The 23714-nt window shown below is 55.4% G+C and carries 23 protein-coding genes, 1 tRNA gene and 1 other RNA gene; 14 read left to right on the forward strand and 11 right to left on the reverse strand.

Annotated features, from left to right (window positions below; translation table 11 throughout):
- Positions 1–126: 126 nt before the first annotated feature.
- From betA to betI, 3 genes are read right to left on the reverse strand one after another with little or no spacing between them, the layout of a single operon-like run.
- Positions 127–1800, reverse strand: a complete 1674-nt coding sequence (betA, locus tag BQ9846_RS12015; protein ID WP_075881196.1) for a choline dehydrogenase — start codon at positions 1798–1800, stop codon at positions 127–129.
- Positions 1801–1823: 23 nt separating this feature from the next.
- A complete protein-coding gene (gene betB, locus BQ9846_RS12020) occupies positions 1824–3293 on the reverse strand; it encodes a betaine-aldehyde dehydrogenase (RefSeq protein WP_075881197.1) in 1470 nt (489 codons plus the stop codon).
- Positions 3294–3347: 54 nt separating this feature from the next.
- Positions 3348–3953 (reverse strand): transcriptional regulator BetI, encoded by a 606-nt coding sequence (betI, locus tag BQ9846_RS12025; RefSeq protein ID WP_210433189.1) that lies wholly within the window; start codon positions 3951–3953, stop codon positions 3348–3350.
- 224 nt (positions 3954–4177) lie between these two features.
- Between betI and BQ9846_RS12030 the strand changes: the two genes are divergently transcribed.
- The 3 genes from BQ9846_RS12030 (at position 4178) to ffs (ending at position 5443) form a co-directional block, all read left to right on the forward strand.
- A complete protein-coding gene (locus BQ9846_RS12030; protein WP_083651611.1) occupies positions 4178–5119 on the forward strand; it encodes a choline ABC transporter substrate-binding protein in 942 nt (313 codons plus the stop codon).
- 99 nt (positions 5120–5218) lie between these two features.
- Positions 5219–5295: transfer RNA gene (locus tag BQ9846_RS12035), tRNA-Met, on the forward strand.
- A gap of 51 nt (positions 5296–5346) precedes the next feature.
- Positions 5347–5443: signal recognition particle sRNA small type (gene ffs, locus BQ9846_RS12040), an RNA gene on the forward strand.
- A gap of 216 nt (positions 5444–5659) precedes the next feature.
- Here ffs and ehuB read toward each other — a convergent pair.
- On the reverse strand, positions 5660–6544 hold the full coding sequence (gene ehuB, locus BQ9846_RS12045; RefSeq protein WP_075881199.1) for an ectoine/hydroxyectoine ABC transporter substrate-binding protein EhuB: 885 nt from the start codon (positions 6542–6544) through the stop codon (positions 5660–5662).
- 655 nt (positions 6545–7199) lie between these two features.
- Between ehuB and BQ9846_RS12050 the strand changes: the two genes are divergently transcribed.
- The 4 genes from BQ9846_RS12050 (at position 7200) to BQ9846_RS12065 (ending at position 10386) form a co-directional block, all read left to right on the forward strand.
- Positions 7200–8354 carry a hypothetical protein gene (locus BQ9846_RS12050; RefSeq protein WP_075881200.1) on the forward strand — a complete coding sequence of 385 codons (1155 nt, stop codon included), beginning with the start codon at positions 7200–7202 and terminating at the stop codon, positions 8352–8354.
- A 116-nt stretch (positions 8355–8470) separates the two neighbouring features.
- The gene (locus tag BQ9846_RS12055; protein WP_075881201.1) at positions 8471–8905 is read left to right on the forward strand and encodes a hypothetical protein; all 435 of its coding nucleotides are present in this window, start codon (positions 8471–8473) and stop codon (positions 8903–8905) included.
- Positions 8906–8956: 51 nt separating this feature from the next.
- Entirely contained in the window at positions 8957–9673 is a 717-nt protein-coding gene (locus tag BQ9846_RS12060) for a C39 family peptidase (protein WP_075881202.1), read from the forward strand.
- A gap of 71 nt (positions 9674–9744) precedes the next feature.
- Positions 9745–10386 carry a hypothetical protein gene (locus tag BQ9846_RS12065; protein ID WP_144049420.1) on the forward strand — a complete coding sequence of 214 codons (642 nt, stop codon included), beginning with the start codon at positions 9745–9747 and terminating at the stop codon, positions 10384–10386.
- Between the two features lie 125 nt (positions 10387–10511).
- Here the strand turns inward: BQ9846_RS12065 and BQ9846_RS12070 are convergent, their stop codons facing one another.
- Both BQ9846_RS12070 and BQ9846_RS12075 read right to left on the reverse strand, forming a co-directional pair.
- Complete coding sequence (locus BQ9846_RS12070; protein ID WP_075881204.1) at positions 10512–11603, reverse strand: hypothetical protein; 1092 nt, start codon at positions 11601–11603, stop codon at positions 10512–10514.
- A 125-nt stretch (positions 11604–11728) separates the two neighbouring features.
- Positions 11729–13147 (reverse strand): sigma-54 dependent transcriptional regulator, encoded by a 1419-nt coding sequence (locus tag BQ9846_RS12075; protein WP_075881205.1) that lies wholly within the window; start codon positions 13145–13147, stop codon positions 11729–11731.
- Positions 13148–13672: 525 nt separating this feature from the next.
- Between BQ9846_RS12075 and BQ9846_RS12080 the strand changes: the two genes are divergently transcribed.
- From BQ9846_RS12080 to BQ9846_RS12095, 4 genes are all read left to right on the forward strand, one after another.
- Positions 13673–14632, forward strand: a complete 960-nt coding sequence (locus tag BQ9846_RS12080) for an ABC transporter substrate-binding protein (RefSeq protein WP_235818957.1) — start codon at positions 13673–13675, stop codon at positions 14630–14632.
- Between the two features lie 18 nt (positions 14633–14650).
- Positions 14651–15532, forward strand: a complete 882-nt coding sequence (locus BQ9846_RS12085; RefSeq protein ID WP_075881206.1) for an ABC transporter permease — start codon at positions 14651–14653, stop codon at positions 15530–15532.
- A complete protein-coding gene (locus BQ9846_RS12090) occupies positions 15529–16323 on the forward strand; it encodes an ABC transporter ATP-binding protein (protein WP_075881207.1) in 795 nt (264 codons plus the stop codon). Before BQ9846_RS12085 ends, BQ9846_RS12090 begins: the two co-directional genes overlap by 4 nt.
- A 157-nt stretch (positions 16324–16480) precedes the next feature.
- The gene (locus tag BQ9846_RS12095) at positions 16481–18010 is read left to right on the forward strand and encodes a sensor domain-containing diguanylate cyclase (RefSeq protein ID WP_075881208.1); all 1530 of its coding nucleotides are present in this window, start codon (positions 16481–16483) and stop codon (positions 18008–18010) included.
- Between the two features lie 7 nt (positions 18011–18017).
- Here the strand turns inward: BQ9846_RS12095 and mntR are convergent, their stop codons facing one another.
- On the reverse strand, positions 18018–18500 hold the full coding sequence (gene mntR / locus BQ9846_RS12100) for a manganese-binding transcriptional regulator MntR (RefSeq protein WP_075881209.1): 483 nt from the start codon (positions 18498–18500) through the stop codon (positions 18018–18020).
- A 154-nt stretch (positions 18501–18654) separates the two neighbouring features.
- Here mntR and BQ9846_RS12105 point away from each other — a divergent pair, with 154 nt between their 5' ends.
- From BQ9846_RS12105 to BQ9846_RS12115, 3 genes are all read left to right on the forward strand, one after another.
- Complete coding sequence (locus BQ9846_RS12105) at positions 18655–19578, forward strand: metal ABC transporter substrate-binding protein (RefSeq protein WP_075881210.1); 924 nt, start codon at positions 18655–18657, stop codon at positions 19576–19578.
- Positions 19568–20338: a metal ABC transporter ATP-binding protein gene (locus BQ9846_RS12110; RefSeq protein ID WP_075881211.1), complete on the forward strand. Its 771-nt coding sequence runs from the start codon at positions 19568–19570 to the stop codon at positions 20336–20338. Before BQ9846_RS12105 ends, BQ9846_RS12110 begins: the two co-directional genes overlap by 11 nt.
- A 63-nt stretch (positions 20339–20401) precedes the next feature.
- A complete protein-coding gene (locus tag BQ9846_RS12115) occupies positions 20402–21283 on the forward strand; it encodes a metal ABC transporter permease (protein ID WP_075881748.1) in 882 nt (293 codons plus the stop codon).
- Between the two features lie 39 nt (positions 21284–21322).
- On the opposite strand, the gene BQ9846_RS12120 is transcribed toward BQ9846_RS12115, so the two are convergent.
- Genes BQ9846_RS12120 through BQ9846_RS12135 form a run of 4 tightly spaced genes read right to left on the reverse strand, consistent with a single transcriptional unit; the run spans position 21323 to position 23707 of the window.
- A complete protein-coding gene (locus BQ9846_RS12120) occupies positions 21323–21745 on the reverse strand; it encodes a CBS domain-containing protein (RefSeq protein ID WP_075881212.1) in 423 nt (140 codons plus the stop codon).
- Between the two features lie 12 nt (positions 21746–21757).
- On the reverse strand, positions 21758–22108 hold the full coding sequence (locus BQ9846_RS12125; protein WP_075881213.1) for a P-II family nitrogen regulator: 351 nt from the start codon (positions 22106–22108) through the stop codon (positions 21758–21760).
- 43 nt (positions 22109–22151) lie between these two features.
- Entirely contained in the window at positions 22152–22943 is a 792-nt protein-coding gene (locus BQ9846_RS12130) for a DUF1538 domain-containing protein (protein WP_075881214.1), read from the reverse strand.
- Entirely contained in the window at positions 22943–23707 is a 765-nt protein-coding gene (locus tag BQ9846_RS12135) for a DUF1538 domain-containing protein (protein ID WP_075881215.1), read from the reverse strand. The genes BQ9846_RS12130 and BQ9846_RS12135 overlap by 1 nt, the downstream gene beginning before the upstream one ends.
- Positions 23708–23714: the final 7 nt, after the last annotated feature.

A 23714-nucleotide genomic window follows, 5' to 3' on the forward strand; every position in this document is an offset into this window, starting at 1 on the left:
ACGCTTTTAAACAGATGTTTGAATACTGGCAGACCGGCGCCATTTAGTGCAAGCGTTGTGTGAGGCTGATGCGCATAAAAAAACGCCGTGGCAAAGGCCACAGCGTTTTGAGGTCGGCGCTAAACGTTAGCGCTGTCGAGCGGGGGCGCCATCGGCAACATAGTAGTCGACGTTGGCGCGGGGCAGCGGGTCGCGGCCTCTGATCCGGTCGGCGATTTTTTCCGCCAGCATAATGGTCGGCGCGTTGAGGTTGCCGGTGGGAATCACGGGGAATAGCGAGGCATCCACCACGCGCAGTCCTTCCAGACCATGGACCCGACCCTCGCCATCGGTGACGGCCATCTCGTCTTCGCCCATCCGGCAGCTGCCGCAGGGGTGATAGGCGGTTTCGGCGTGCTGCTTGACGAAGTTATCAAGCTCGGCATCGCTTTGCACCTCCGGCCCGGGGGAGATTTCGCGGCCGCGATAGGGGTCAAACGCCGGCTGTGCCATGATCTCGCGGGTAATGCGAATCGCATCGCGAAATTCTTGCCAATCTTTGTCCGTCGACATGTAGTTGAACAGAATGCTGGGCGCGGCGTGGGGGTCTTTGGACGTCAAGCGAATTCGCCCACGGCTATCGGAGCGCATGGAGCCGACATGCGCCTGAAAGCCGTGCGCCTGTACCGCGCTTTTGCCGTTGTAGCTAATCGCGATGGGCAGGAAGTGGTACTGCAGGTTGGGCCACGGCTCTTCATCGCTGGTCCGAATAAAGCCACACGCCTCGAACTGGTTGCTAGCGCCGATGCCGGTGCCCTTGAGCAGCCACTCGGCGCCGATTTTGGGCTGGTTGTACCACTTAAGCGCCGGATAGAGCGAAATAGGCTCTTTGCATTCGTACTGAATGTACATTTCCAGGTGGTCTTGCAGGTTTTCCCCAACGCCGGGCAGTGCGTGCACCACCGGGATATCCAGGGCGTTGAGGTGTTCGGGGTTACCCACGCCCGAGCGCTGCAGGATTTGCGGCGAGGCAATGGCACCGCCACAAAGCAGCACTTCTCGCCGCGCAAACGCCTTTTGCGGCTGGCCTTTGCGTTCATAGCGCACGCCGACGGCGTGTTTGCCGTCAAACTCGATCACATCGGTGACCGCGTGGGTCTCGATGGTGAGATTATCGCGCTGCTTAGCCGTGTCGAGATACCCGCGCGCCGTGGAGGCACGGCGCCCGCCGGGCGTAACGAAACGGTCCATGGGGCCAAAGCCCTCTTGCTGGTAGCCGTTCACATCCTCCGTTTCGGGGTAACCCGCCTGCTTGCCGGCTTCGATAAAGGTGCGATACAGCGGGTTGTTCCCCTCTTTGGGCGTGGTGACGCTCACCGGGCCTTCGCCGCCGTGATAAGCATTGGGGCCAATATCGCGGCTTTCGCTTTTTTTGAAGTAGGGCAGACAGCTTAAGTAATCCCAATCCTCAAGCCCTGGCGCTTTCGCCCAGTTGTCGTAATCCAGGGCATTGCCCCGGATATAGCACATGCCGTTGATCAGTGAGGAGCCGCCTAAGCCTTTGCCGCGACCGCACTCCATGCGGCGGCCGTCCATGTGCGGCTCCGGGTCGGTTTCAAACGCCCAGTTATAGCGCTTGCCCTGTAGCGGGTAGGCAAGCGCGGCGGGCATTTGGGTGCGAAAATCAAAGCGGTAGTCCGGCCCACCGGCTTCCAGCAGCAGTACGCTAACGTCGTGGTCTTCGGTAAGGCGTGTGGCCAGGACGTTACCCGCTGAGCCCGCACCGATAATGATGTAGTCGAATTCGCGTGATTGCGACATAAAAGCTCCTTAAAACAGACGTCTTAAAACACCGACTCAAACGGGCCCATTTCGATCTGCACGGATTTGGTCTGGGTGTAGTGGGCAAGTGTCTCAACGCCGTTCTCACGCCCAATACCGGACTCCTTATAACCACCGACCGGCATTTCGGCGGGGGACTCGCCCCAGGTATTGATCCAGCAGATGCCCGCTTCCAGCTGATGAATGACGCGGTGCGCGCGGTTAAGGCTTTCGCTGAAGACACCGGCGGCCAAGCCGTACGGGGTATCGTTGGCGCGGCGGATCACCTCGGCTTCGTCGTCAAACGCCAAGACTGACATCACCGGGCCGAAGATCTCTTCGCGTACGATGCGCATATCGTCGCTGCAGTCGGTAAAGACGGTGGGGGCGGCCCAGGCACCATTCGCGTAGTGGCCGCTGTTCCACTCATCGCCACCGACCAGTACCCGCGCGCCTTCCTCTTTGCCCAACGCAATGTAGGAGAGCACTTTTTCCTGATGCTCAAAACTCACCAGCGGGCCGAAGTTAACCGCGGGGTCCATGGGGTCGCCCGCTTGAATGCGTTCAACGCGCGCTTTGATTTTGGCTTCAAACGCCTCTTTGACGCTTGCCTCGACAAAGACGCGGGTGCCGTTGGTGCAAATTTGTCCGCTGGAGTAAAAATTGGCCATCATGGCGGCGTCCGCTGCGCGGTCAAGGTCGGCATCATGAAAGACGATCAGCGGTGACTTGCCGCCCAACTCCATGGTGACGTCCTTGAGCGTCGAACTCCCGGCGGCGGCCATGACTTTCTTACCGGTGCCCATCTCGCCGGTGAACGTCACTTTGGCGATGTCCGTGTGCTCGGTAAGCATCGCGCCGACGCGGCCGTCGCCTTGCACGACGTTGAACACGCCATCCGGCAGGCCCGCCTCGGTCAATATCTCGGCAAGCTTCATGGTGGTGAGCGGGGTGACTTCGCTAGGCTTGAATACAATCGCGTTGCCGGCGGCCAAGGCGGGCGCGGCTTTCCAGCAGGCGATTTGAATCGGGTAGTTCCACGCGCCGATGGCGCCAATCACACCGAGCGGCTCACGGCGGGTATAGACAAAGGAGCTATCACGCAGTGGGATCTGGCTGCCCTCGATGGCGGGAGCAAGGCCGGCGTAATACTCCAGTGCGTCGGCGCCGGTCACGATGTCCACACTCGCGGTTTCGCTAATCGGCTTGCCGGTGTTGCGGGTTTCAAGTTCCGCTAGCTCATCGTTGCGCTCACGCAAAAGCGCCACGGCGCGCAGCAAAATGCGCGAACGCTGCATACCGTTCATCGCGGCCCATTCGCGCTGGCCACGCTTGGCGGCTGCCACGGCGCTGTCGACGTCAGCTTGGCTTGCTTGGCCTACCGTCGCCAGAAGGCTGCCGTCAAAGGGGTTGGTGATGTTAAATGTCTCACCAGAGGTGGCCTCTACACGGCGGCCGTCGATGTAAAGCGGAAGGGTGTCTTGTGCAGCCATGCGGTGCTCCTTTTCATGTAAAAAATAGGGGGTACGGCGAAGCCTTAAACGCTTTCAAGCCGTTGGCTGAGCGGATGTTTGAGACAACAACTGATCGAGATAGGCGTGGGCCAGCGTGCGCGCTTGTTCAGCGTCCAAGCCTTCTGGCGTTAGCGCGCCGCGCAGCCACAAGCCGTCGATCATGGCGGCCAAGCCGCGTGCCGCGTTACGCGCTTGAGCGCGTGGCATGACGCGTCGAAACTGGTAACAAAGGTTGGCGTAAAGGCGTCGGTCGTTGACGTTTTGCAGCCGCTGAAGCATCGGCTTATGCATGCTGCTGGCCCAGAAGGCGAGCCAGGTTTTGGCCGCGGGCCCGGTCACCTGGGTGCGGTCAAAGTTGCCTTCGATGATGGCGCCAATGTGCGCGCGTGGTGAGTCTTCGCTGAGTACGCGACGACGCGCCGCTACCGCTTCGCTGAGGTCGGTCAGAATCTGGCGCATGGTGGCTTCTAAAAGTCCGTCTTTGCCGCCAAAGTAGTGGCTAATAATGCCTGCCGAGACACCCGCATGACGGGCAATACGCAGCACGGTGGCTTCAGCGAGCCCCACCTCGTCAATCGCGGTCATGGTCGCGTGAATCAATTGCTGGCGGCGGATGGGTTCCATTCCAATTTTCGGCACACTGTTCTCCTGATCAACGTTCGGCAGCAGCGATTATCTGTTCGGTATCGTGAGTGTGTCAGCGTTAAAGGCGCACTAACGGACTTGAAACTCACCTTGAAGCGTGATTACCTGTGTAGTGTGACATTTTTTTATTGAACGTTCAATCAATAAAAAGATTTCAGTAGATGAATCGCTCGGCGTGCCACGCTGGGTCGCTTGCCAACTTGTTTAAGGAGTTTGATATGACACTGCTATCTTCCCGCTATCGTTTGATGGGTACGCTGCTGGTTGCCGCCGGCCTACCGATTACCGCTCAAGCCAACCAGTGTGAAACGGTACGTTTTGCCGAGGTGGGCTGGACCGATATCACCGCCACGACAGCGGTGGCAAGCGAAGTGCTTGAAGCGCTGGGATACGAAACCCGTGTTGATACGGTTTCCGTGCCGATTGCGTATTCGGGAATGAAAAACGGCGATTTTGATGTCTTCTTGGGCAATTGGATGCCGTCAATGGCGTCGATCAGCGACCCCTATGTGGAAGAGGGCAGCGTCGACCGGTTATCCGCCAACCTAGAGGGCGCCAAGTACACCCTGGCCGTACCCCAGTATGTCTATGAAGCAGGCGTGACCTCGGTGGAAGACTTGGACGAGCACGCCGAAAAGTTCGACAGCCAAATTCACGGCATTGAAGCGGGTAACGACGGTAACGAGCTGATTCAGCAAATGATCGATGACGACGCCTTCGGTCTAGGCGATTGGAGCCTCATTGATTCCAGTGAAGCCGGGATGCTGGCTGAGCTGCGCGCGCGAGTGCCCAATGAAGACTGGATGGTGTTTCTGGGCTGGGAGCCGCACCCGATGAACACCAACTTCGATATCGCCTATCTTTCTGACGCCGATGACTACTTCGGCCCGGACTTGGGCGGAGCGACGGTGTATACCAATACTCGCGGTGGCTATGCCGAAGAGTGCCCCAATGTCGGCAGCCTACTCAACAACATGACGTTCACCCTGGAGATGGAAAACCAGCTGATGGGCGAGATCATGGATGAGGGCGAAGACCCGCGCGACGCGGCACGCGACTACCTTCAGGCCCACGATGAGCTTCTGGATGAGTGGCTTGATGGCGTGACCACCATCGACGGTGAGCCGGGCGCGTCGGCTGTTCGCGCTGCTTTGCAGTAAGACCGACTGAGCTTATCGCGTAATGCAGAAAGGCAAGCCAATATCCGGCTTGCCTTTATCTACCAAGATAGGCATAATCTGCACCCGCTGTGACGGAAAGGCTACGTAGCTCAGTTGGTTAGAGCACATCACTCATAATGATGGGGTCCCCTGTTCAAATCAGGGCGTAGCCACCACGTCAAGCGTTTAAGCGCCTGTTTAAGCACAGGGCGCGACTATGGTGGCCCCTTAGGTCCTCCCGCAACGCTAAACTGCAAACCCCGCCAGGCCCGGAAGGGAGCAACGGTAGTGGTGGACGCGTGTGCCGGGATGTGGCTTTTGGGGCCGCCTCCATTTTTGTCGTTTCTCACCTGCCTCACATGAATTCTCCGCTTTTTGACATTAATTGCTTTTCCCGTGGCGTACCTGCTTCCATTTCGACTGCTCTTCCATTGCCATGGCTTTGCTCATCAGTTTTCAAAGCAGTGGCTTATCAGGGATGACGTTCATGCGGGATTTATGTTCTGGTTGATACGAAAGAGATCAGCAGCATGAGAAGGCTCATCCTTTTTCTTGGCACAGTTGCTCACTATTAAAGCGATAAGAGTAGATGATGTCCTTCATAAGAAAGCCGTAACGAGACAGAACCTGTTTCCAATCGCCGTAGTTTTTTAGCTCCCTAAGTTCCCCGTTCACTGCATCGCGTAGCTCTCTGGCATCGTGAGGGAAGGCGAAGCCACCCCAGTAGCGCACCTCCTCACCGTCGATGATAGGGTCAACGAAATTGAATTCCGCCTCCACTGCGGGGCTCATATCCTCCATTTTCGCTACGGTCATGCCGGTGCCGGCGAAGGCATCAACTCGGCCTCGTGTTATGGCATCAACAGCTTCCTTGAGACTCTGCACAATCAGAAGGCGATCCGGGGCGATCCCCATGGCCTTGAACATAGCTTGAGTGGTGGTCCCTTCCTGAACGGCGACCTTGATGTTGTCCGGCCTTTCGATGAAATCTTCGTACGCTATGATGCGGTTGGGGTTTGCGGCGAGTACCAGTAACCCTTCACCGTAAGAGGTGTTGGGATTGGAGAAGAGAACGCGTCGGCAGCGGTGGGGCATAATGGCCATCTCTGCCGCGGCCATGTCGAAACGTCCCACCTCTAGCCCAGGTATAAGGTTCTTAAAGTCCGTTTGCACCCATTCGATACGCTCTATACCAAGACTCTTGAGTATGCGTGTAGCCACTTCCGGCCCCACTCCGAGAGCCTTGCCTTCCTTGTTAAGGTAGCCATACGGCTCTTCGCCAGCGATAGCGATGCGAATAACACCACGGTCTCGTATCTCTTGGAGAGTGGCTGCTTGTGCCAAAGCAGCAAAGGTAAATATGTAAAGCAGAAGGCTTATGAATCCAATGGAAAAAGCCCGGCGGAGTATGGTTGGATAAATCATTGTTATTGCTCCCAAGTATCGGGCGACCCGCCGTTTGTTGTAGGCGGCACTTCTGGTGTCGGATGACGGTGGCGGAGTGCGCCATTATTTATGTCTAGGTATTAATTTTGATTTGTTAAAGCCTTGTTTTGTTATATTCCTATCGACTCTTTTAAGTCGATTCATAAAGCGTAGAACAGCGGATAGAAAAAATCTTTCGGGTGAAAAGCTAAATGTATATGTCAGGTTGAGTGTAATTATAAGCCCCACTTTCGGGCACAAGCTGTGAAGGTAGTTAATCACCAATGTATGTTTATAACGCTACTACTTGCTGTAACAATAGCGTGTCACTTTATTTTAGTTGTATAAGTTGCTGTTTTTTTTAAAAATTTTCGAAATATTAAGTGTTTTCCCAATATAACCGTTTCATAGATGAAGCATTTACACGCCATTGACAAAGATATGTGCCAATGTGTTTTGCATCTTCAAGTGTCAGTCATTTAAATATATTTAACGTTTACAATTAGTTGCAAAGATCAAAGTTTCAGCTGGCATGGATCATGCTCATGAGATGGTGGCTGCGAGCAAGACGCGTTATTCAAGGGCGGGAATTAGCCATTAGGGATAGTGGGTGAGTTCGCAGGCTGCAGCAGACAACTCAAATGGAGATATGGACATGAAAAAGTATCTTATTGTAGCAGGCACGCCTCTGTTGGCCATGGTGATGGCTATTTCAACGGCGCATGCCAATCCAAGTGCAGGATTCGCCGAAGAGGTGGATCAAAACGTGGACGCTCAAGCGACAGCGACTGGAGGCAGCAGTGGTGACGCCAACGGCGGCAAAGGATATGGCAAGGGCTATGGTGGTAGTGTCTATGCCAACGTCGACGGCGAATTCGATGAGAGTTCCGATAACAATACGCTCACCAGTGGTACCGGTACTGGCGGCGCCGCTACCGGCACTGGCACGGGTGGAGCGGGTGGCACTTCAGGCCGGGGCGGTGATGCCTGGGCGATGAGTGAGTCCTACAACACTTCCACTAATGTCATCTCAATGCAGGAGATGAGTTCCGCAGTCAGTGGTGCTCGTATCAATGTCTATGGCGGCAGGGGAGCAGCCGGAGCCGAGGGTGGTGCCGGTGGTGACGCTTATGCCGATAGCTATGGCGAAGGAACCGGTGGCGATGGCGGCAAAGGCCGGGGCGGCTACGGTGGTGAGGCGACTGCCGATGCTGGCGATGGCTATGAGGGTGGCAAAGGTAAAGGCTACGGCAAAGGGTACGGTGAAGGCTTTGGCGAAGGCGGTGACGCTGATGGCACCAATGGAAACACCGATGCCCAAGGTGGTACTGCCCAAGGCTATGCGTCCGTCGCAGCCGACGACTTTGATGACGACAACGCGAATACGGCCACCAATGGTGATAGCACCAATGGCGACGCTACGGCGAGTTCCACAGTGGCGGGTGGAACCGCGGGTAACGGCTCTGGCAGTGGCTCCGGCAGCGGTTCCGGCTCTGGCACCGGCGGTGATGGTGGCGACGGTGGTCAGGCCACGGCTAATAGCGGCAATGGCGGTGCTGGCAGCGGTGGCAACGGTGGCAACGGCCAAGGGACTGGCGGTAGCGCCTCCGCAGTGGCCGGTAACGGTGGAGTGGGTGGCAATGGCGGCAATGGCGGTGCTGCAAGCCTGGCAACCGGTGCGGCCAATGTGTCTGTGGCGGCAGGAGTGTTCGGCGGTATCAACAACATGAACGTCTCCACTGGCCTCTACAACTCGCAGGTGGCGGGTACCAACGTCGCGGCTCACAGCGGCGTGAGTATCGGCAACTGATTAAGGGCGCTAAAAGCGCTTTGCTTTGATGAGCCGGGAGCCGGTGGGGGCGAGTTGATCTCCACCGGCTACCTCAATGCAATAGCCATAGGGACAGGATACGTGGAGCCAAGGCCATGAAAGTGTCAGCAGTCCATTCAGTTCAGTCGACATTAATACGACCCCGCATGCCGTTAGTTGCGATCACACTCATCGTTGTGTTGATCGCTTTCGGGATGACAACAACAAATAGCCACGCCAATGAGCGCCATACGCTTGAGGCGGATGGCTTCGCCACCCTGGAGCGGGTGGATCTTGAGGCAATGGATAAGGCGAGGGCCAGGGAAGGTGAGGGAGTCGTCAATTTCAATACGGTGAAAAGTGTTCAAAACATGAAGGCCTCGGTGACTGATACCGACTTTAATATCGGAGGCGACATGATGTCGGGCAACATTAACTTTGCCTCAGACGCACTGGGAAGCTATAGCGGTACAGGCATCTTTAGCGCCGTGACTGGCAACGGAAACTCTATCAACAATGCCGTAGGCATCAGTGTTTTTATCGCCAATTAAGCCGCGGTAATGCTTGGCACCACCACTTTCTGGCCAAAAGGAAGACTTGCCATGAAATCGATCCGACAACTTTGCTGTGGCATGGCGTCTCTCTCTATCATTGGGGGCGCTCTGATCGCCACTTCACTCGCCCATGGCGGGCAGGTTGCCATCGCCAATCGTTTCGGTAGCTTTCAGGTCGAGGCCAAGAGTCTGCAGGAGAAGGGCTTGGAAAGGGTGGTTTTGCAGCAGTATGACTTCAGTTGTGGTTCTGCGTCTGTTGCGACTCTGCTGACTTTTCATTACCAGCGTGAGACGACCGAGGCAGAAGTCTTTGAGAGTATGATTCGTGCTGGCGATGCTGAGCAGATTCAACGTCATGGCTTTTCCATGCTCGATATGAAGCGGTACTTGGATGCACAGGGGCTTAATGCTGATGGGTTTAAAATCAGTTTGGATGACTTCATTAAAATTGGAGTGCCAGCGATTACCATGGTGGATACAGGGGGCTACAAGCATTTCGTCGTTGTAAAAGGTATCGATGCTAATAATATTTTGGTGGGCGATCCCGCAGTGGGCACCCAGGTGGTGCCCAGGGAGCACTTTGAGTCCATTTGGAACGGCACGGTTCTTGGGGCGCGCGAAGAGATCGAGACTGCCCAGCAATATTTCAACCATGAGCAGGATTGGGCTGTGCGTCCCGATTCACCGCTGGCGAGCGGGGTGAACCGCTCCAACATCGGTGCTAGCCTGCTGACGCTGCCCGCCAGAAATGAGATGGGCCGTTGATAAGGAGATAGAAAATGCCATCTCACACTACGAGTCTGCACAGGCGCATTGGAACACGATGGATTGGGACTATGCTCATGATGGCGGCGGCAGGCACTCAACCTGCTCTGGCAGCAAGTGATGTTGCATTAAAAAAAGACTTATCGTATTGCTTGTGTGATCAATCACCTGTGACTCTCTACACTGAAGTTTTATCATCACCTGCTATAAGAGATGACTTCCATCAAGGCATTGTCATCGCCGAGGCTGAGCTCGATCAGATGCGTGCAGGGTTTAATATCGGTGGGCTCGATGTTGACTTCGGAGCGAGGTTGCAGACGCGCATCGATAACAGTATTGAGCTGGTGTCGGTCGTCAATTTCACGAAAGCGGGAGCCGATATTGTCTCCCAGACATTTCGTAACCCCTCCGGGGCGGCTAGTCAGGTGGGGCCCGGCACGGGGTTATCGGTGACCGATATGACCCCCGCGGGTGTGGAACTCGCGGGACTGGCAGATTTTTCCGGCGCTATTATCAACGACCTCAAGGGGTTCACGGCGGCGCTCCATAATATCACTCAGAACGCTATCGTTAGTGGGGTGGTGAGCAATGCATCCGGGCAAAATATACAACAACGGATCGATATCGATGTGCGGTTAAACAATATTGGAGCACTGCAGGCGGCCAAGCAGCGGGCGGCTATAGTTGACTCCTTTGCAGGTATACTTCGTTGAGGAGGGCTAGCAGATTAATGGCACTGCTTAGCTGACGGGATACTGATTGTTTTGGAGCTGGTGAAGTAGGTGAAGCTGACGTAACGACTGTCTGCAAAGGCAGCCGTTACGTTTTTGCTGATTGGTTAAAAGACGTTCATGCCGATGGGAATGCGCAGCGTTAGGGTGGTATCCGGGGCGTCATCGGTGACACCCAACTCCAAGCCTAGGTTGATGGAGACATCTTGATTTAGTTGATAGGACCAGCCCAGCAAAAGGGAGCCAACATTCAAGGTGTTGGAGTTAACGCGCGTGGTGTTACCGGTGCTGGTATTAAAATATTCCGTCTTGGTCTCGCCAATGAAATCGTTCTTATAGCCTAGGGTAAAGGACGTTTTGGGGTTAATAGAGTAAGCCATACCGAAACTCAGCCGAACGGCATCGCCAGGGTCTACATTGCCTATGCGCAAGTTTTCATCGTCTTGAGTCACTTGTTGGTTGACGTCATCCTCAAGGTGAAAAACGTAACCTAAATTGGCAAAGTAGACGGCTGGGGCAGAGGGAAACAGCACGGTGACGCTGGGTTCGACGGAATGAAAGCCCGTGCCGGTGGTTAATTCAAGGGGAGAGCCGGCACTGTTACGGCGAATATCGAACGGGCCTTCACCGGTGGTGCTTTTGTAGCGCAAATTGCCAATGAAGTAAGGCATTCCATTCAAGCCGCGATTGAGCTGATAGTGCGCGGCTAACTCAATATCACCGAGCGCATCATTAGAGAGTTCCCGATCTAGGGTGAAATCGGGGTCGACTTCAGACACCGTGACGCGGTTCGACTCGTCCCGATAAACATAGGGTACCTTCATCTCAAGCTCTAGGCGGTCGGTAAAGCCCATCCGCCCGGTCAAAGAGGCCGAATAGTTATCCCGGTCAACATCTTGTGCCGTAAAGACCCCGATCAGCAGGGTACTTAATACTTCTACACCTTCGAAGGTCATCCGGTTGATGCTTTCGTGAGAGTATTGAAACTCTGGCTCCAGTACCAGCCTCCCTTTTGGTGTTAGTACACCGCCATACTCTGCCATTGTCTGAACGTCCGGTTGGAGCTCTATCTGCTCGGGTTCCTGACCGACCATCTGGATCTGCATGTCTTGATCTGTTTGCTGGGCAAGTGCCGGCGGGCAACCGATCAAAGATACCAAGCCAATGGTGCAGAGAGTGTTTTTGCCTTGTGAGATCATGGTTCCCTTCCTTTTTTCTTTTTTGCGTAGTGCCTCGCCCTAGCGGGAGAGGTTGGGTTTTGTTCCAGGCGCAATATTTGTTTTGTGTATTAGCAAGATGGGAGAGCTGGCGCCTGTACCGGTTTTTACCATTTTGAGTTAGGTTGCGCGTATGCGGAAATTGCTGGGAATACCCTCTTGCCATCATCGAAACCGGGGGTTTTGTCGATACAATGTTTTTCGAGTAACCGGTATAGCGTCACGCGGGAAACCCCTAGCTCTCGCGCTGTACGCAGCACATTGTGTTTATTGCGTATCAGGGCCGCCTTGATGGCTTCACACTCCGCCATGTCACGCACTTGTTTTAGGGTATCGATATCGCGGAAAAGCATATGACGTCTTTCAAGCCCCATATCGGCAGGTGTGATGAGCCTATGCTCGCACATCACCATGGCGCGCCTGACCCGATTGACCAGTTCGCGTATATTGCCCGGCCAGCAGTGCTGCTTCATGACATTGATACATTCATGGCTGAACCCACGGACCTGAGAGGGTTTTTCGGCGGAGAACTTTTGAAAGAAAAAGTGGGCGAGGGCTTCGATGTCCTCAAGGTGCTCTTTCAGCGCCGGTATCTTGACTTGAAGGACATTGAGCCGATGATAGAGATCCTCGCGAAACTGCTCTCGATCAATCGCTTTCTCAAGGTTAACGTGAGTGGCGGCTAACACCCTCACGTCGACCGCGATCTCCTGGAGCCCACCAACGCGTAGCACCCTGTGGTTTTCCAGAAAACGCAGTAGGTTGACCTGTAGGTTCAAGGGTAGGTCGCCGATCTCGTCGAGAAACAGTGTTCCGCCCTGAGAGTTCTCTATAATGCCGATCTTGCGCTGGCTGGCCCCGGTAAAGGCTCCTTTCTCGTGTCCGAAGAGTTCGGATTGGATAAGCCCCGAGGGTAGAGCCCCACAGTTGACGACATTAAACGGACCATGGCGTCTGGGGGAATGGGTGTGGATAGCGCGTGCTGTGAGCTCCTTTCCCGTTCCCGATTCTCCGGTAATCAAGACGGGTGCATTGGCAGCCGCCACCTTGTGAATAGTCCTATAAAGCTGCTGCATGACCGGACTTTCACCCACCATTTGATATTCATCATCTAGGCAAGAAAGCCGCGGTATCGGATGACCCTCATGGAGGCTTGCCATTGCAAGCGCACTTTGAAGTAGGGTGTCGACTCTTCTCACATCGATGGGATGTACTTGATAGGCATAGCAGGCGCTAAAAATCAGATCGCACGTTTTTACGTGACATAATTCGCTGTGCTTTACGATGGCCACCCATTGCACTAGTGATAAAAGGGAGTTGTTATTGATTTCCAAGGGAAACGCATGTGTGGAAGAGTCGATAGTGATCAGTCCGACTCGAAATACATCATGGTTCAATAACTCTATCGCCCTTTGGGCATTGTCGGCATAACGGATCGTCCAGCCGTAACCAGAAAGCTGTTTTAGGGTGTTCTGAATAGAAGCCGTGTTTCCTACTATCATGAGTTGCCTGGTTGGCTCCATCATCACGTTCCCTCATGGTTTGGCAATATTGCTGATAGTGATTGTCCTGCGAAAGGCGAATACTTTGCCCTGAGCCGGAGGTCTTGACCTTTTTTGTTCACCACCTGCAGCGTCTGCCTTGTTTGCTACTAAAAAAGAATCGCGTAAGGCTTCGAAACGTCGCAGCCATGGTGTGGCTGGAATGGACGGGATTAGTGTTGGTCGTATCAGGGCGATTGTAAAGAGATGTATCAAGCGCTGAAGCACTCCCGTAAGAGGATTAATCCTCCCGATAATTTTAAGAAATTCAAAGCTTAACAGGTGCTTGTAGACGCATTGGATGGCGTTATGGAGAGTTCAAACCGAAATATAAATTAAAAAAATGGTACTTCGACCGAGCAGCATGATCCTGTTGGGTAATGCCGCGGTATAGTTAAATGCGTTGAATGTCTATATTGGCCATCGCCGCGAAGCGCGCTACTGTATGGCGTCGGGTTAGCCAAAATACATCCCATGAAACGCGATGATAGAAAAAGAAGAGGAAACACTATGATGCGGCGTCGAATCCTTTCAGCGGTGCTGGGCTCCATGATGATGGCGGGCGTGGCCCAGGCGGATACCATTAATTTAGGCATTACACAGATTGTCGAGCACCCGGCGTTGGATGCCAGTCGACAAGGTGCGCTTGATGAACTTGCCGAGCGAGGATATGTCGAGGGTGAGAACCTTGATGTAGATTTCCAAAATGCGCAGGGCGATACGGCTATTGCGGCGCAAATCGCGCGCAAATTTGCCGGCGAAAGACCGGATTTAGTGCTGGCGATCAGCACCCCTTCAGCGCAAGCGGCGGCGTCCGCTATGCAGGATACACCGATCGTTTTTACCGCGGTGACAGACCCGCTGATCGCGAAGTTAGTGAGCAATATGGAAGCGCCCGGCGGCCATATCACCGGCGTGGTCGATGCACCGCCCCTAGAAGCACAGCTTCAGCTAATTCGCGATATGTTCCCTGAAGCGGAGCGCTTAGGGGTTATTTATAACCCGGGTGAAGCCAACTCCGTCTCCCAGATCGAGAAACTTCAGGCCATGACGCCGGGGCTTGGTTTTGACCTGGTGGAAGTGACCGCCTCGCGCACTTCAGAAGTGATGGGAGCCGCGCGCAGCCTAGCGGGACGTGCTGATGCGATCTATGTGCCGGTCGACAATACCGTTGTCTCAGCGCTTGAGAGCGTGCTTAAAGTGAGCTATGACGCTGACATTCCCGTGTTCACCGGCGATAACTCCTCCGTGGAGCGGGGGGCGCTGGCCGCCCTCGGCTTTAGTTATTACGATATGGGGCGTCAGACCGGTGAAATGATCGCCCGTATTCTCGAAGGCGAAAACGCCGGCGATATACCGGTCGGCACGGTCGAGAAGCTAGAGCTGATCGTCAACCGTGGCGCCGCCGAGCAGATCGGTTACGAGATTCCCGCCGAGTTCGAAGAGCAAGCCGTCGAGATCTTCGACTAAGGGAATTAGGAAGTACCGATGAGTCTTATCGCTTTTCTTGGGGCCATTGAACTTGGCCTCATTTTTGGGTTTGTGGCGCTTGGCGTCTATCTCTCTTTTCGTGTGCTGGAGTTTCCCGACCTCACCGTCGACGGCAGCTTCCCTCTAGGGGCTGCCGTGGCGGCGGTTTGGATTGTTAACGGGGGTAACCCTTGGGTGGGAACGGCGCTTGCCGTCGTTGCTGGGGGGATGGCCGGTACCGTCACCGCATGGATGGCGGTGAAGCTCAAGATTCTCAATCTATTGGCATCGATTCTGTCGATGATCGCGCTCTACTCGATCAACCTGCGGATAATGGGGCGGCCCAATATTGCCTTGCTGATGGATGACACCATCTTTACCCCGCTGGAAGCGCTGCCGATAAGCCGCTATATCGTCTTTCCGATCGCCATTCTTTTGGGGTTGGCCGTTGTCACGATGCTGCTCAACCGCTTTCTTAACAGCGAAGTGGGCCTGGCCATGCGTGCAACCGGCGAGAATGCCCGCATGGCCTCGGGTAATGGCATCAATACCTCGGTGATGGTGTTGGCTGGCATGGCGCTCTCCAATGCGTTGGTGGCATTGGGTGGTGCGCTTTTTGCTCAAAGCCAGGGCAGTGCCGACGTCACCATGGGGGTGGGCACCATCGTGGTCGGCTTGGCGGCGGTTATCGGCGGCCAATCGCTGATTCCAGGCCGGACGATTTTGGTGGCGACCCTGGCGTGTATCTTCGGCTCTATTCTGTACCGCCTAATGGTGGCGGTGGCACTGAACGCCGATTTTATCGGTCTCAAGGCGCAGGATCTCAACTTGGTGACCGCACTGCTGGTCGGTTTTGCCTTGGTACTGCCTCGGCTTAAGATGGGGAGGCGCGCGGCATGATCGAACTCCAAGATATTCACGTCACCTTTAACCCCGGCACGCCGCTGGAAAACCACGTGCTGAAGGGCGTCAACCTCGCCATCGAGGAAAGCGAGTTTGTCACCGTGATTGGCGGCAATGGTGCCGGGAAATCAACGCTACTCAATGTATTGGCCGGCGAGATCATTGCCCAACCCGGAAAAGTTTTGATCGGAGGCCGCGATGTCACCCGCTTGCCGGCGTTTAAGCGCGCTGATTTGGTCGCGCGGGTCTATCAAGATCCGTTAGCCGGCACCTGCAGCACCCTTACCCTTGAAGAGAACATGGCGTTGGCCTTTTCACGCGGGCGGCGCAGACGACTAGGCCGTGCGCTGGATCGTGCCCTGCGCAGCCGGTTGCGCGACAATCTCGCCCGTTTGGGCCTGGGGCTTGAAAATCGCCTCAATGACAGTATCGGTCTGCTTTCCGGCGGCCAGCGCCAGGCGGTGAGCCTGCTGATGGCGGCGCTACAGCCCATGGAGATTCTGCTACTCGATGAACATACCGCCGCTCTTGATCCGCGCATCGCCAGCTTTGTTCTGGATCTTTCGGCAGAGATCATCCGTGAGCAGCGTCTCACGGCGCTAATGGTGACGCACAGCATGCGCCAGGCATTAGACGTGGGCAGCCGAACCATTATGATGGATCAGGGAGAAGTGGCGTTTGATGTGAAGGGCTATGAGCGCGAGGGCGTTGACGTGCCGGATCTGCTCAAGCTCTTTGAGCGTGCCCGGGGGCAAGAAGTCGACGACGATTCGCTGCTGCTGGGGTGAGTCAAATGGGTGATTAAAAAATGACCCAAGGCACGTTGCGCCATCATAGCATGGTGCGGTGATACAGCGGCAATCGTGTTTGTAGTAGGCTAGTGGGGCTCGTCGGCAGTGGTCGGCGAGCTTTTTTCATCGAAGCTACCAGGATAGGTGTGCGGGAATGCACGATCTAAATTCTGCCCAAGAGGTTGCCGAGCCGGCGTTGCAGCTTGCACTGCCGAAGCGTTTGCAAGCGAAGCTGAATGAGGGATCAAGTTTGCCGTCGATGCCGGCAGCAGTGGGGCGCGTGCTAAGCGTGGCAAGACAGCCCGATGCGGGGTTGGCCGATTTTGCCCGGGCGATCGAAAATGATCCCGCGCTCACCCTGCGTCTACTCTCGCTTGCCAACAGTGCTTTCTATTCGCGCCACCAAATGAAGCTGCATACCTGCTATGAAGCGGTGTCGCGCATAGGGTTGGATGCCACCCTTGCGGCGGTGATGAGCTTTGGCTTATCGCGCACCGGCCATCAAAGCAGTCATTTGGCGCTTTTATGGCAGCGCGCCACGGTCGCGGCCCTGGCCGCCCGCTATCTCGCCCAGCAACTCTGCCCGGTTCAGTCGGGAACCCTCTTCACCATGGCGCTGCTGCAAGATATCGGCGTGTTAGCCCTGGACTCGATTGCCCCCCAAGAGGCTGAAAGGCTCTATGCTAATGTCGTCACTGACCACTCGGCGCTGGAAATAGAGGAAGCCACGCTATTTGGCTCAAACCACGCCGTTGTAGGCGCATGGCTGGCGCAGCGCTGGGGCGTGCCGGAACACCTGGTCAGCGGCATTGAGCAGAGTCATGGCTCGCTTGCCCAGATTCCGGTGGATCTGCTGTGTTTGCGTCTGTCAGGGCCGATCGCCGATGCGTGGCTTTCACCGTCGCCAGCCAAAGCCTTGGTTAACCTGGTGTATCAATTCAAGCTAGTGGATGGCGCGGAGAGTATTTCGATTCATCAGCTGTTAAATGATATTCAAAATCAGCTGCCGGCCATGGCGAGTTTGTTGGATGTCACCGCGCCACCGCAGCACGATAACGAACAGATGCTGCAAGAAGCGCAGCAGCATCTGTTTAAGCAGACGTTAACATTGAGCGCCAGGCTCGATGAGCAGCAAAACGAGATGGACGCGTTGCGCAAGCGCCAGGATGACCTTGAAGCGCTTAGCCGCCAGGACGCGCTAACCGGATTGGCGAACCGGCCATGGCTCGAAGAGCAACTACAGCAACGCTTTACCCTTTGCCAAGCACAAACCCGCACCATGTCGATCGTCTTTATCGACCTTGATCACTTTAAAGATCTTAACGACGAATACGGCCATCAGGTGGGCGATAGGGTGCTGGAGCGGTTTGGCACCTTGCTGAATGCCACCATCCGCGAAGGCGATCTTGCGGGCCGTTATGGCGGCGAGGAGTTCTTGGTGATTCTGCCGGATGAAAATGCCGCCGGGGCCAGAGTGATGGTGGAGCGCTTGCTTAAACGCTTAGCCGAGGAGCCGGTGATCCATGTCCAAGGGAAGCCGCTGTATGTATCGGCATCCGTGGGTATTGCCAGCCACGCGGAAGGCGCGTTCGCCAATATTCGCGAGCTGATCGATGCTGCTGATCAGTGCATGTACGGCGTTAAGCGCTCGGGAAGAAGCGGCGTGGCCATTTACGGCGGTTAACGTAGGCTTATTTTGCCTTCTCATCGGTGTAGCGCTGCATGATGGCGAGTGTTTCGTCGCTCACGTGATGCTCCATGCCTTCGGCGTCAATGCGCGCGGTGGTATCGCTGACGCCAAGTGCGCGCAAAAAATTCAGCACAATGCCGTGGCGTTCGCGTGACGCATTCGCCATGGCTTGCCCTTCCGGTGTGAGAAAAAGCGATCGATAGGGCTGACTTTTCACTAAGCCGAGTTCGTTTAGGCGGCGGATCATTTTCGAGACCGTTGCTTGGCTGACGGCCATGCGGCTGGCGATATCCGCCGCGCGCGCCTCCCCGCGATGTAAAAGCAAATCCCCGATGAGTTCGACATAATCTTCGATAAGCTCCGTCTCGTGGGCGTTACGCACCGTTTCATATTGGCGGGCGTGCTGCTCTACGGGGGGGAGGGCATCGCCGCTTTGCAAAGGCGTTTTTGAGGCCTGTTGTGAAGAGGGTATAGAGTGGCTCATTAGGTAAACGTATCATGATGAATGAAAAATGCTTATTGGCGTTACAACCGTAGCTTAATGCATTATTGTTTGCCAAGGCTAAACTATTTGCACTAAGCTTTTCCAGTAGGCTAAAGTGCTCTTCCATAAAAGCGTTGAACAGCGGAGATTCATCATGCCCCAGCGCCGCCTTTGGATGTGGACTTCTCTAACACTCACACTTGCCACTGCTTCATTCGGTGCGCACGCCCAGTCATCGCTGCAAATCGCGGTGACATTTTCCGTGCTTGGCGATGTCGTGAAGCAAGTCGCGGGCGATGCTGCCGAGGTGTCGGTACTCACGCCGGTGAATGCCGAGGTACACGAGTGGGAGCTCACGCCGCGTAACTTCGCGCACTTAGAGCTTGCCGATATCGTTTTCTATAACGGCTACCAACTAGAGCAGTGGATGGGGCAGGTCGAGTCGACCGTGCGCGATGGCGTGCCTCTCATCGCGGTAGCGGAAGCCTCGGGGTATCCCACACAATCGATTGTCACCGGTGAGCTCTCCGGTGACGTTGATCCGCACTTATGGATGGACCCGCGTGCGGTGGCAGCTTACGCCGAGGTGATTGCAGACACCCTCGCCGACGTCGAGCCCGGACAGGCGCAGGCGTTTGAGCAGCGCGCGCACGCTTTAAGTGAGTCCCTTGATGCGCTCTATGAGGATATCACGCAAACGCTTGCCCCCATCGACGAAGACCAACGCTTTCTGCTCAGCAGTGAGGCGGCTTTTACCTACTTTGCCGATGCGTTCGATTTTGATCATACCGGTATCTGGGGCAACAACGCGGAGTCGGAAGGCTCCCCTAGGCAATTGATGGCGGTGGTGGATAAAATCAACGCGCGCCAGCCCGGGGCGATTTTTTGGGAGAGCACGATTTCCGATCGCCACGTGACAAGCATCGCCCGCGATACCGGCGTCTCGGTTGCCGGCCCGCTTTATGTCGACTCGCTCAGCGAGCCCGACGGCCCAGCCAGCAGCTACCAAGAGATGATGCGCTACAACGCTGATCTGCTGCGCCGCTATCTAGGCTCGGAAGCCGATGATGGCGAATAACGCAGAGAGCGGTGCGATAGCGGTAAGCGGCCTGTATGCCGCCTACCAGCGCCAACCCGTGTTAAGTAATATCAGCGTTCGCTTTCCCAAGGGGCAGTGGACGGCGATTGTGGGTCCCAATGGCGCGGGGAAGTCGACGCTTTTTCATGTCCTGACCGGCAGCATGAAAGCGCTTAGAGGCGAGGTCACGGCGTTCGGCGAGCCCATCGCTAAGCACCGTCGCGCCGGCAGGATTGCCTATATGGCGCAGCGTGATGCCATCGAGTGGGACTTTCCCATTTCCGTTTGGGAAACCGTGATGACCGGGCGCTTTGGCCACATTCGCCACGATGCGTGGTGGCGACGCCTTTTGCCCCTGCGCTTCACCCATCCGCGCCATGCTCGCGCCGTCACAGAGGCGCTTGACGCCGTGGATATGCTGGCCTTCTCCCATCGTCCGATAGGGGCGCTTTCCGGCGGCCAAAAAAAGCGCGTGCTGCTTGCCCGCGCACTGGCCCAACAAGCCGATACCCTGCTACTCGATGAGCCGCTTGCCGGCGTTGACCCGCCCAGTGAGCAGCTGATTTTGGCGGTGCTGGCGAAGCAGCGAAGCGCGGGGCGAACGGTGATTATGGTGACCCACGATATGCCGGGGGCGCGCCGCTTTGTCGATCACGTAGTGCTCATCAACCGTACCATCCGTGGCGAGGGAAGCCCCGAGGAGATGCTTAGCGACGCTAAGCTCGCCGAATTAGCGGTGGGCGCGCCATCCGAATCTTAACACCTATCGACCTGCTAGGAGCTACCGTTGCCAGCGCTGATTGACTCGCTAATCGCTACGTTCATGGCCGGCCTGATGGCGGTGGTGGGCGTGCTGCCCGACAGTGTTGCCGAGGCGTTCCAGTACGCCTTTATGCAGCGGGCGCTTTTGACCTCGATGCTCGTCGGTGCCATTTGCGGCCTGCTCTCGTGCTTTGTGGTATTAAAGCGCTGGTCGCTTTTGGGGGATGCGATTTCTCATGCGGTGCTTCCCGGGGTCGCCGTGGCGTACCTTTTGGGCTGGCCGTTTTTTATCGGCGCGTTCATTACCGGCGCCTTAACGTCGTTAGGGATTGGCGCGATTGAGCGCCATACGCGGATTAAATCCGACGCGGCGATGGGACTGATGTTCACCGGCGCTTTTGCTGTCGGGATTGTGATCGTCAGCAAGATCGCCTCAAGCACTCACCTGTTGCATATTCTCTTTGGGAATGTCTTGGGCGTTCAGCCTTCAGCGCTACTGCTCACCCTGGTGGCGGGTGTCATCACGCTGTTGGTGGTGTGGCTTGCGTATCGCCCCTTGATGCTTTACGCCTTCGACCCGCAACAGGCCCAAGCCCTGGGGTTTAATACCGGTGTGATTCATTACGGGCTGATTTTACTGCTAACGCTGACCATCGTGGCAAGCCTTGAAACGGTGGGGATTATCCTGGTGGTCGCGATGCTGATCACACCCGGTGCCACGGCGCATCTGTTAACCGACCGCTTTGCCACCATGTTGGCGATTTCGGTGATGGTGGGGGTGAGTGCGGCGGTGCTGGGGCTGTGGCTTTCGTTTGTGCTGGATGTGGCCTCAGGCGGCACGATCGTGCTCGTGGCAACGGGGTTATTTTTCTTGGCCCTGCTGTTTTCGCCCAAACACGGGGTGATCATGCGCCAGTGGCGGCGCCGGCGCATGATGTCGTAAGTGCGTACTTAATAGCTGGCCATAAATAAAAAACAGTAATTAAACGCAGATGCCATGCTGTGGGGCGAGGCCATGAAGTATGAGAGTGGAGTAGTCAACAACGCCTACCACTTGGTGTTGTTGATCAATAACGGGAGCAAGCGCTAAACCGAACTGATCGAACAAACGTGCGCAGTAACGAACATTCATCTCGGGCCGAACACCGATCACGGGTTTGCTCATGATCTCATAAAGGTTAATGCGTTCTGCCGCTCGGTTGGGCGCAAGTACTTTTTTCGCAATATCGGACGGCAACACGATGCCATACTCGTCGTTGTCATCGCGTTTTCTTATGATTAAAACGCTTGCCCTGTGTTCACACAACAGCTTGATACCATCCGCCACCGTGGCAAAGCCGTCAACGAGACAGTATTGTTGGTGCATGATGTCTCGGGTAGTGATCGTCTTTTCTTGAGTCGACATTGGGGCTTTTCCTTATATTGCTTGATTAACCGTATCGGAGAGTGATTTGATTTGATGACTCACACCTACGGCGTCTTCGACATCGATTTGAAAAGCGATACCGGTCCCCGATGTTTCGTCAAATTCTCCCACTTCTGCAATCGCCTCAAGGATGGTACGACTGCGGTGCTCTTCGACTAGGAACAACAGCACATCGCGCTGTGCGTTAATTGCCATTCCTAAAATACCTCGTGCTTTCTTTAAGCCTTCTCCACGGGCATTGTTAATCACCGTTGACCCTGTTGCGCCCGCATCACGGGCTGACTCGAGAATCGCATCGGTTCGCTCATCGTCAACGAGCGCCACAATTAGCTTAAAACGCATTCTATTCTCCTTGTAACGCAGGCCCCGGTTAGGCGTACGTATGTTAAGTCGTTTGGTCTGAATGAGTGCTGGTCAGCGCTGGCGAGGTCTTTCTTTTTGCTTTCCATTCAGCAATTTGGGCATACCCCATGACGGTGATAATGGGGAATAGGCAAGCGAGCGCGATCATGCCAAAGCCATCCATAATGGGGCTTCGGCCGGGAATTGCACTGGCGAGCCCCAAGCCTAGCGCGGCAATAATAGGCACGGTGATAGTCGACGTGGTGACCCCGCCTGAATCGAAAGCTAAGGGGATGATGCTGCGAGGGGAGCGGAATGTCTGGACAATCACGAGAATATAAGCCCCCAGGACAAACCACTGCAGCGGCCAGCCCATCACGATCCGCCAAGTGCCCAAGGTAATGCCGAACGCCATACCGAGTGCCACCGAAATGCGCAGCATAAACGGATCAATGGTACCGCCGGAAATTTCACCGGCTTTAAGCGAAACAGCGATAAGCGAAGGCTCGGCAATGGTAGTGCTAGCACCAATCGTGAAGGCAAAAAGATACACCCAATAATAGTGGCTCCAGTGTCGCTCCATATCGGCCGCAAGCTCGGGTAAGAAAGCACTATCTGTGAGCTGTGTAGCCATTAACTCGCCCAGGGGGAAAAGCGCTTGCTCTAATCCGACCAAAAAGAGTGAGAGGCCCACCCAAACCATGAAAAATCCGATCAAAACTTGAGGAAGGTGCTTGATACGCTTGCGAATGACTAAGTATTGAAAGCCAAAGATAATCGCGGCAATTGGCAAAATATCGAGCAGCGTATTCCAGAAAATGGCGATTAAGGTCATTAGGCGCTCCCTGCAACAAAGTTAAGGCCAAAAATTCCGAAAAGCAGCACGAAGATAATCGGCATGACGGAGGCAAATGCAATTAAACCAAAGCCATCCAGCATGGGGTTGCGCCCTTTGATAGCGGTGGCTAAGCCTACACCAAGCGCGGTGACTAATGGGACAGTAATGGTCGAGGTGGTGACCCCGCCTGAGTCGTAAGCGATGCCGATAATTTCACTCGGGGCGAGTAGCGTAAGCAATAGCACCAAGACATACCCACCGATAATCATTAAATGTAATGGCCAGCCTTTGAGTATCCGTACTACCCCTACGACGACCGCCGTGCCGACGGAAACCGCCACTACCATGCGTAAAATAAAGGCAAACGATTGTTGAGCCGATTCGCTACCGCCAATCAGTCCCCCTTGCGATACCACTTCTCCTGCTCGTGCGGCAACGGCAATGAGCGCCGGCTCGGCGACCGTAGAGCCAAACCCTAGCGCAAAGGCAAAGAGTATCAACCAGGAGACGGAGCCTTTTTGCACAAAGGCGTGGGCCAAGTTTTCACCGATGGGAAAGAGCCCGAGTTCTAGGCCCTTAATAAACAGGGTTAACCCCATCACCACGAATACCAACCCCAAGACCAGGTCGAGCAGAGCCAGCGAATCGGGCAAGGGTTGGCGCACCACGACAAGCTGAAAGAACCCCATCACGAGTACGACCGGGGCCAAGTCGCGTAAGCTCTCCTTTAACTGCCGAGAGAGTGAGATAAAAAAGTCCATCGATTGT

Origin of the sequence: Vreelandella massiliensis (assembly GCF_900155385.1) — a bacterium.
Classification (GTDB): domain Bacteria; phylum Pseudomonadota; class Gammaproteobacteria; order Pseudomonadales; family Halomonadaceae; genus Vreelandella; species Vreelandella massiliensis.

Bases quoted from the DNA above. Each gene is read 5' to 3' on its own strand.
- BQ9846_RS12105 (WP_075881210.1), top strand. From the start codon at position 18,655: ATGCCCCAGCGCCGCCTTTGGATGTGGACTTCTCTAACACTCACACTT.
- BQ9846_RS12095 (WP_075881208.1), top strand. From the start codon at position 16,481: ATGCACGATCTAAATTCTGCCCAAGAGGTTGCCGAGCCGGCGTTGCAG.
- BQ9846_RS12125 (WP_075881213.1), bottom strand. From the start codon at position 22,108: ATGCGTTTTAAGCTAATTGTGGCGCTCGTTGACGATGAGCGAACCGAT.
- BQ9846_RS12090 (WP_075881207.1), top strand. From the start codon at position 15,529: ATGATCGAACTCCAAGATATTCACGTCACCTTTAACCCCGGCACGCCG.
- BQ9846_RS12110 (WP_075881211.1), top strand. From the start codon at position 19,568: ATGGCGAATAACGCAGAGAGCGGTGCGATAGCGGTAAGCGGCCTGTAT.
- BQ9846_RS12060 (WP_075881202.1), top strand. From the start codon at position 8,957: ATGAAATCGATCCGACAACTTTGCTGTGGCATGGCGTCTCTCTCTATC.
- BQ9846_RS12075 (WP_075881205.1), bottom strand. From the start codon at position 13,147: ATGATGGAGCCAACCAGGCAACTCATGATAGTAGGAAACACGGCTTCT.
- BQ9846_RS12130 (WP_075881214.1), bottom strand. From the start codon at position 22,943: ATGACCTTAATCGCCATTTTCTGGAATACGCTGCTCGATATTTTGCCA.
- BQ9846_RS12120 (WP_075881212.1), bottom strand. From the start codon at position 21,745: ATGTCGACTCAAGAAAAGACGATCACTACCCGAGACATCATGCACCAA.
- BQ9846_RS12050 (WP_075881200.1), top strand. From the start codon at position 7,200: ATGAAAAAGTATCTTATTGTAGCAGGCACGCCTCTGTTGGCCATGGTG.
- BQ9846_RS12030 (WP_083651611.1), top strand. From the start codon at position 4,178: ATGACACTGCTATCTTCCCGCTATCGTTTGATGGGTACGCTGCTGGTT.
- BQ9846_RS12080 (WP_235818957.1), top strand. From the start codon at position 13,673: ATGATGCGGCGTCGAATCCTTTCAGCGGTGCTGGGCTCCATGATGATG.
- BQ9846_RS12135 (WP_075881215.1), bottom strand. From the start codon at position 23,707: ATGGACTTTTTTATCTCACTCTCTCGGCAGTTAAAGGAGAGCTTACGC.
- BQ9846_RS12070 (WP_075881204.1), bottom strand. From the start codon at position 11,603: ATGATCTCACAAGGCAAAAACACTCTCTGCACCATTGGCTTGGTATCT.
- betB (WP_075881197.1), bottom strand. From the start codon at position 3,293: ATGGCTGCACAAGACACCCTTCCGCTTTACATCGACGGCCGCCGTGTA.
- BQ9846_RS12055 (WP_075881201.1), top strand. From the start codon at position 8,471: ATGAAAGTGTCAGCAGTCCATTCAGTTCAGTCGACATTAATACGACCC.
- ehuB (WP_075881199.1), bottom strand. From the start codon at position 6,544: ATGATTTATCCAACCATACTCCGCCGGGCTTTTTCCATTGGATTCATA.
- BQ9846_RS12085 (WP_075881206.1), top strand. From the start codon at position 14,651: ATGAGTCTTATCGCTTTTCTTGGGGCCATTGAACTTGGCCTCATTTTT.
- BQ9846_RS12065 (WP_144049420.1), top strand. From the start codon at position 9,745: ATGCTCATGATGGCGGCGGCAGGCACTCAACCTGCTCTGGCAGCAAGT.
- betA (WP_075881196.1), bottom strand. From the start codon at position 1,800: ATGTCGCAATCACGCGAATTCGACTACATCATTATCGGTGCGGGCTCA.
- mntR (WP_075881209.1), bottom strand. From the start codon at position 18,500: ATGAGCCACTCTATACCCTCTTCACAACAGGCCTCAAAAACGCCTTTG.
- BQ9846_RS12115 (WP_075881748.1), top strand. From the start codon at position 20,402: ATGGCCGGCCTGATGGCGGTGGTGGGCGTGCTGCCCGACAGTGTTGCC.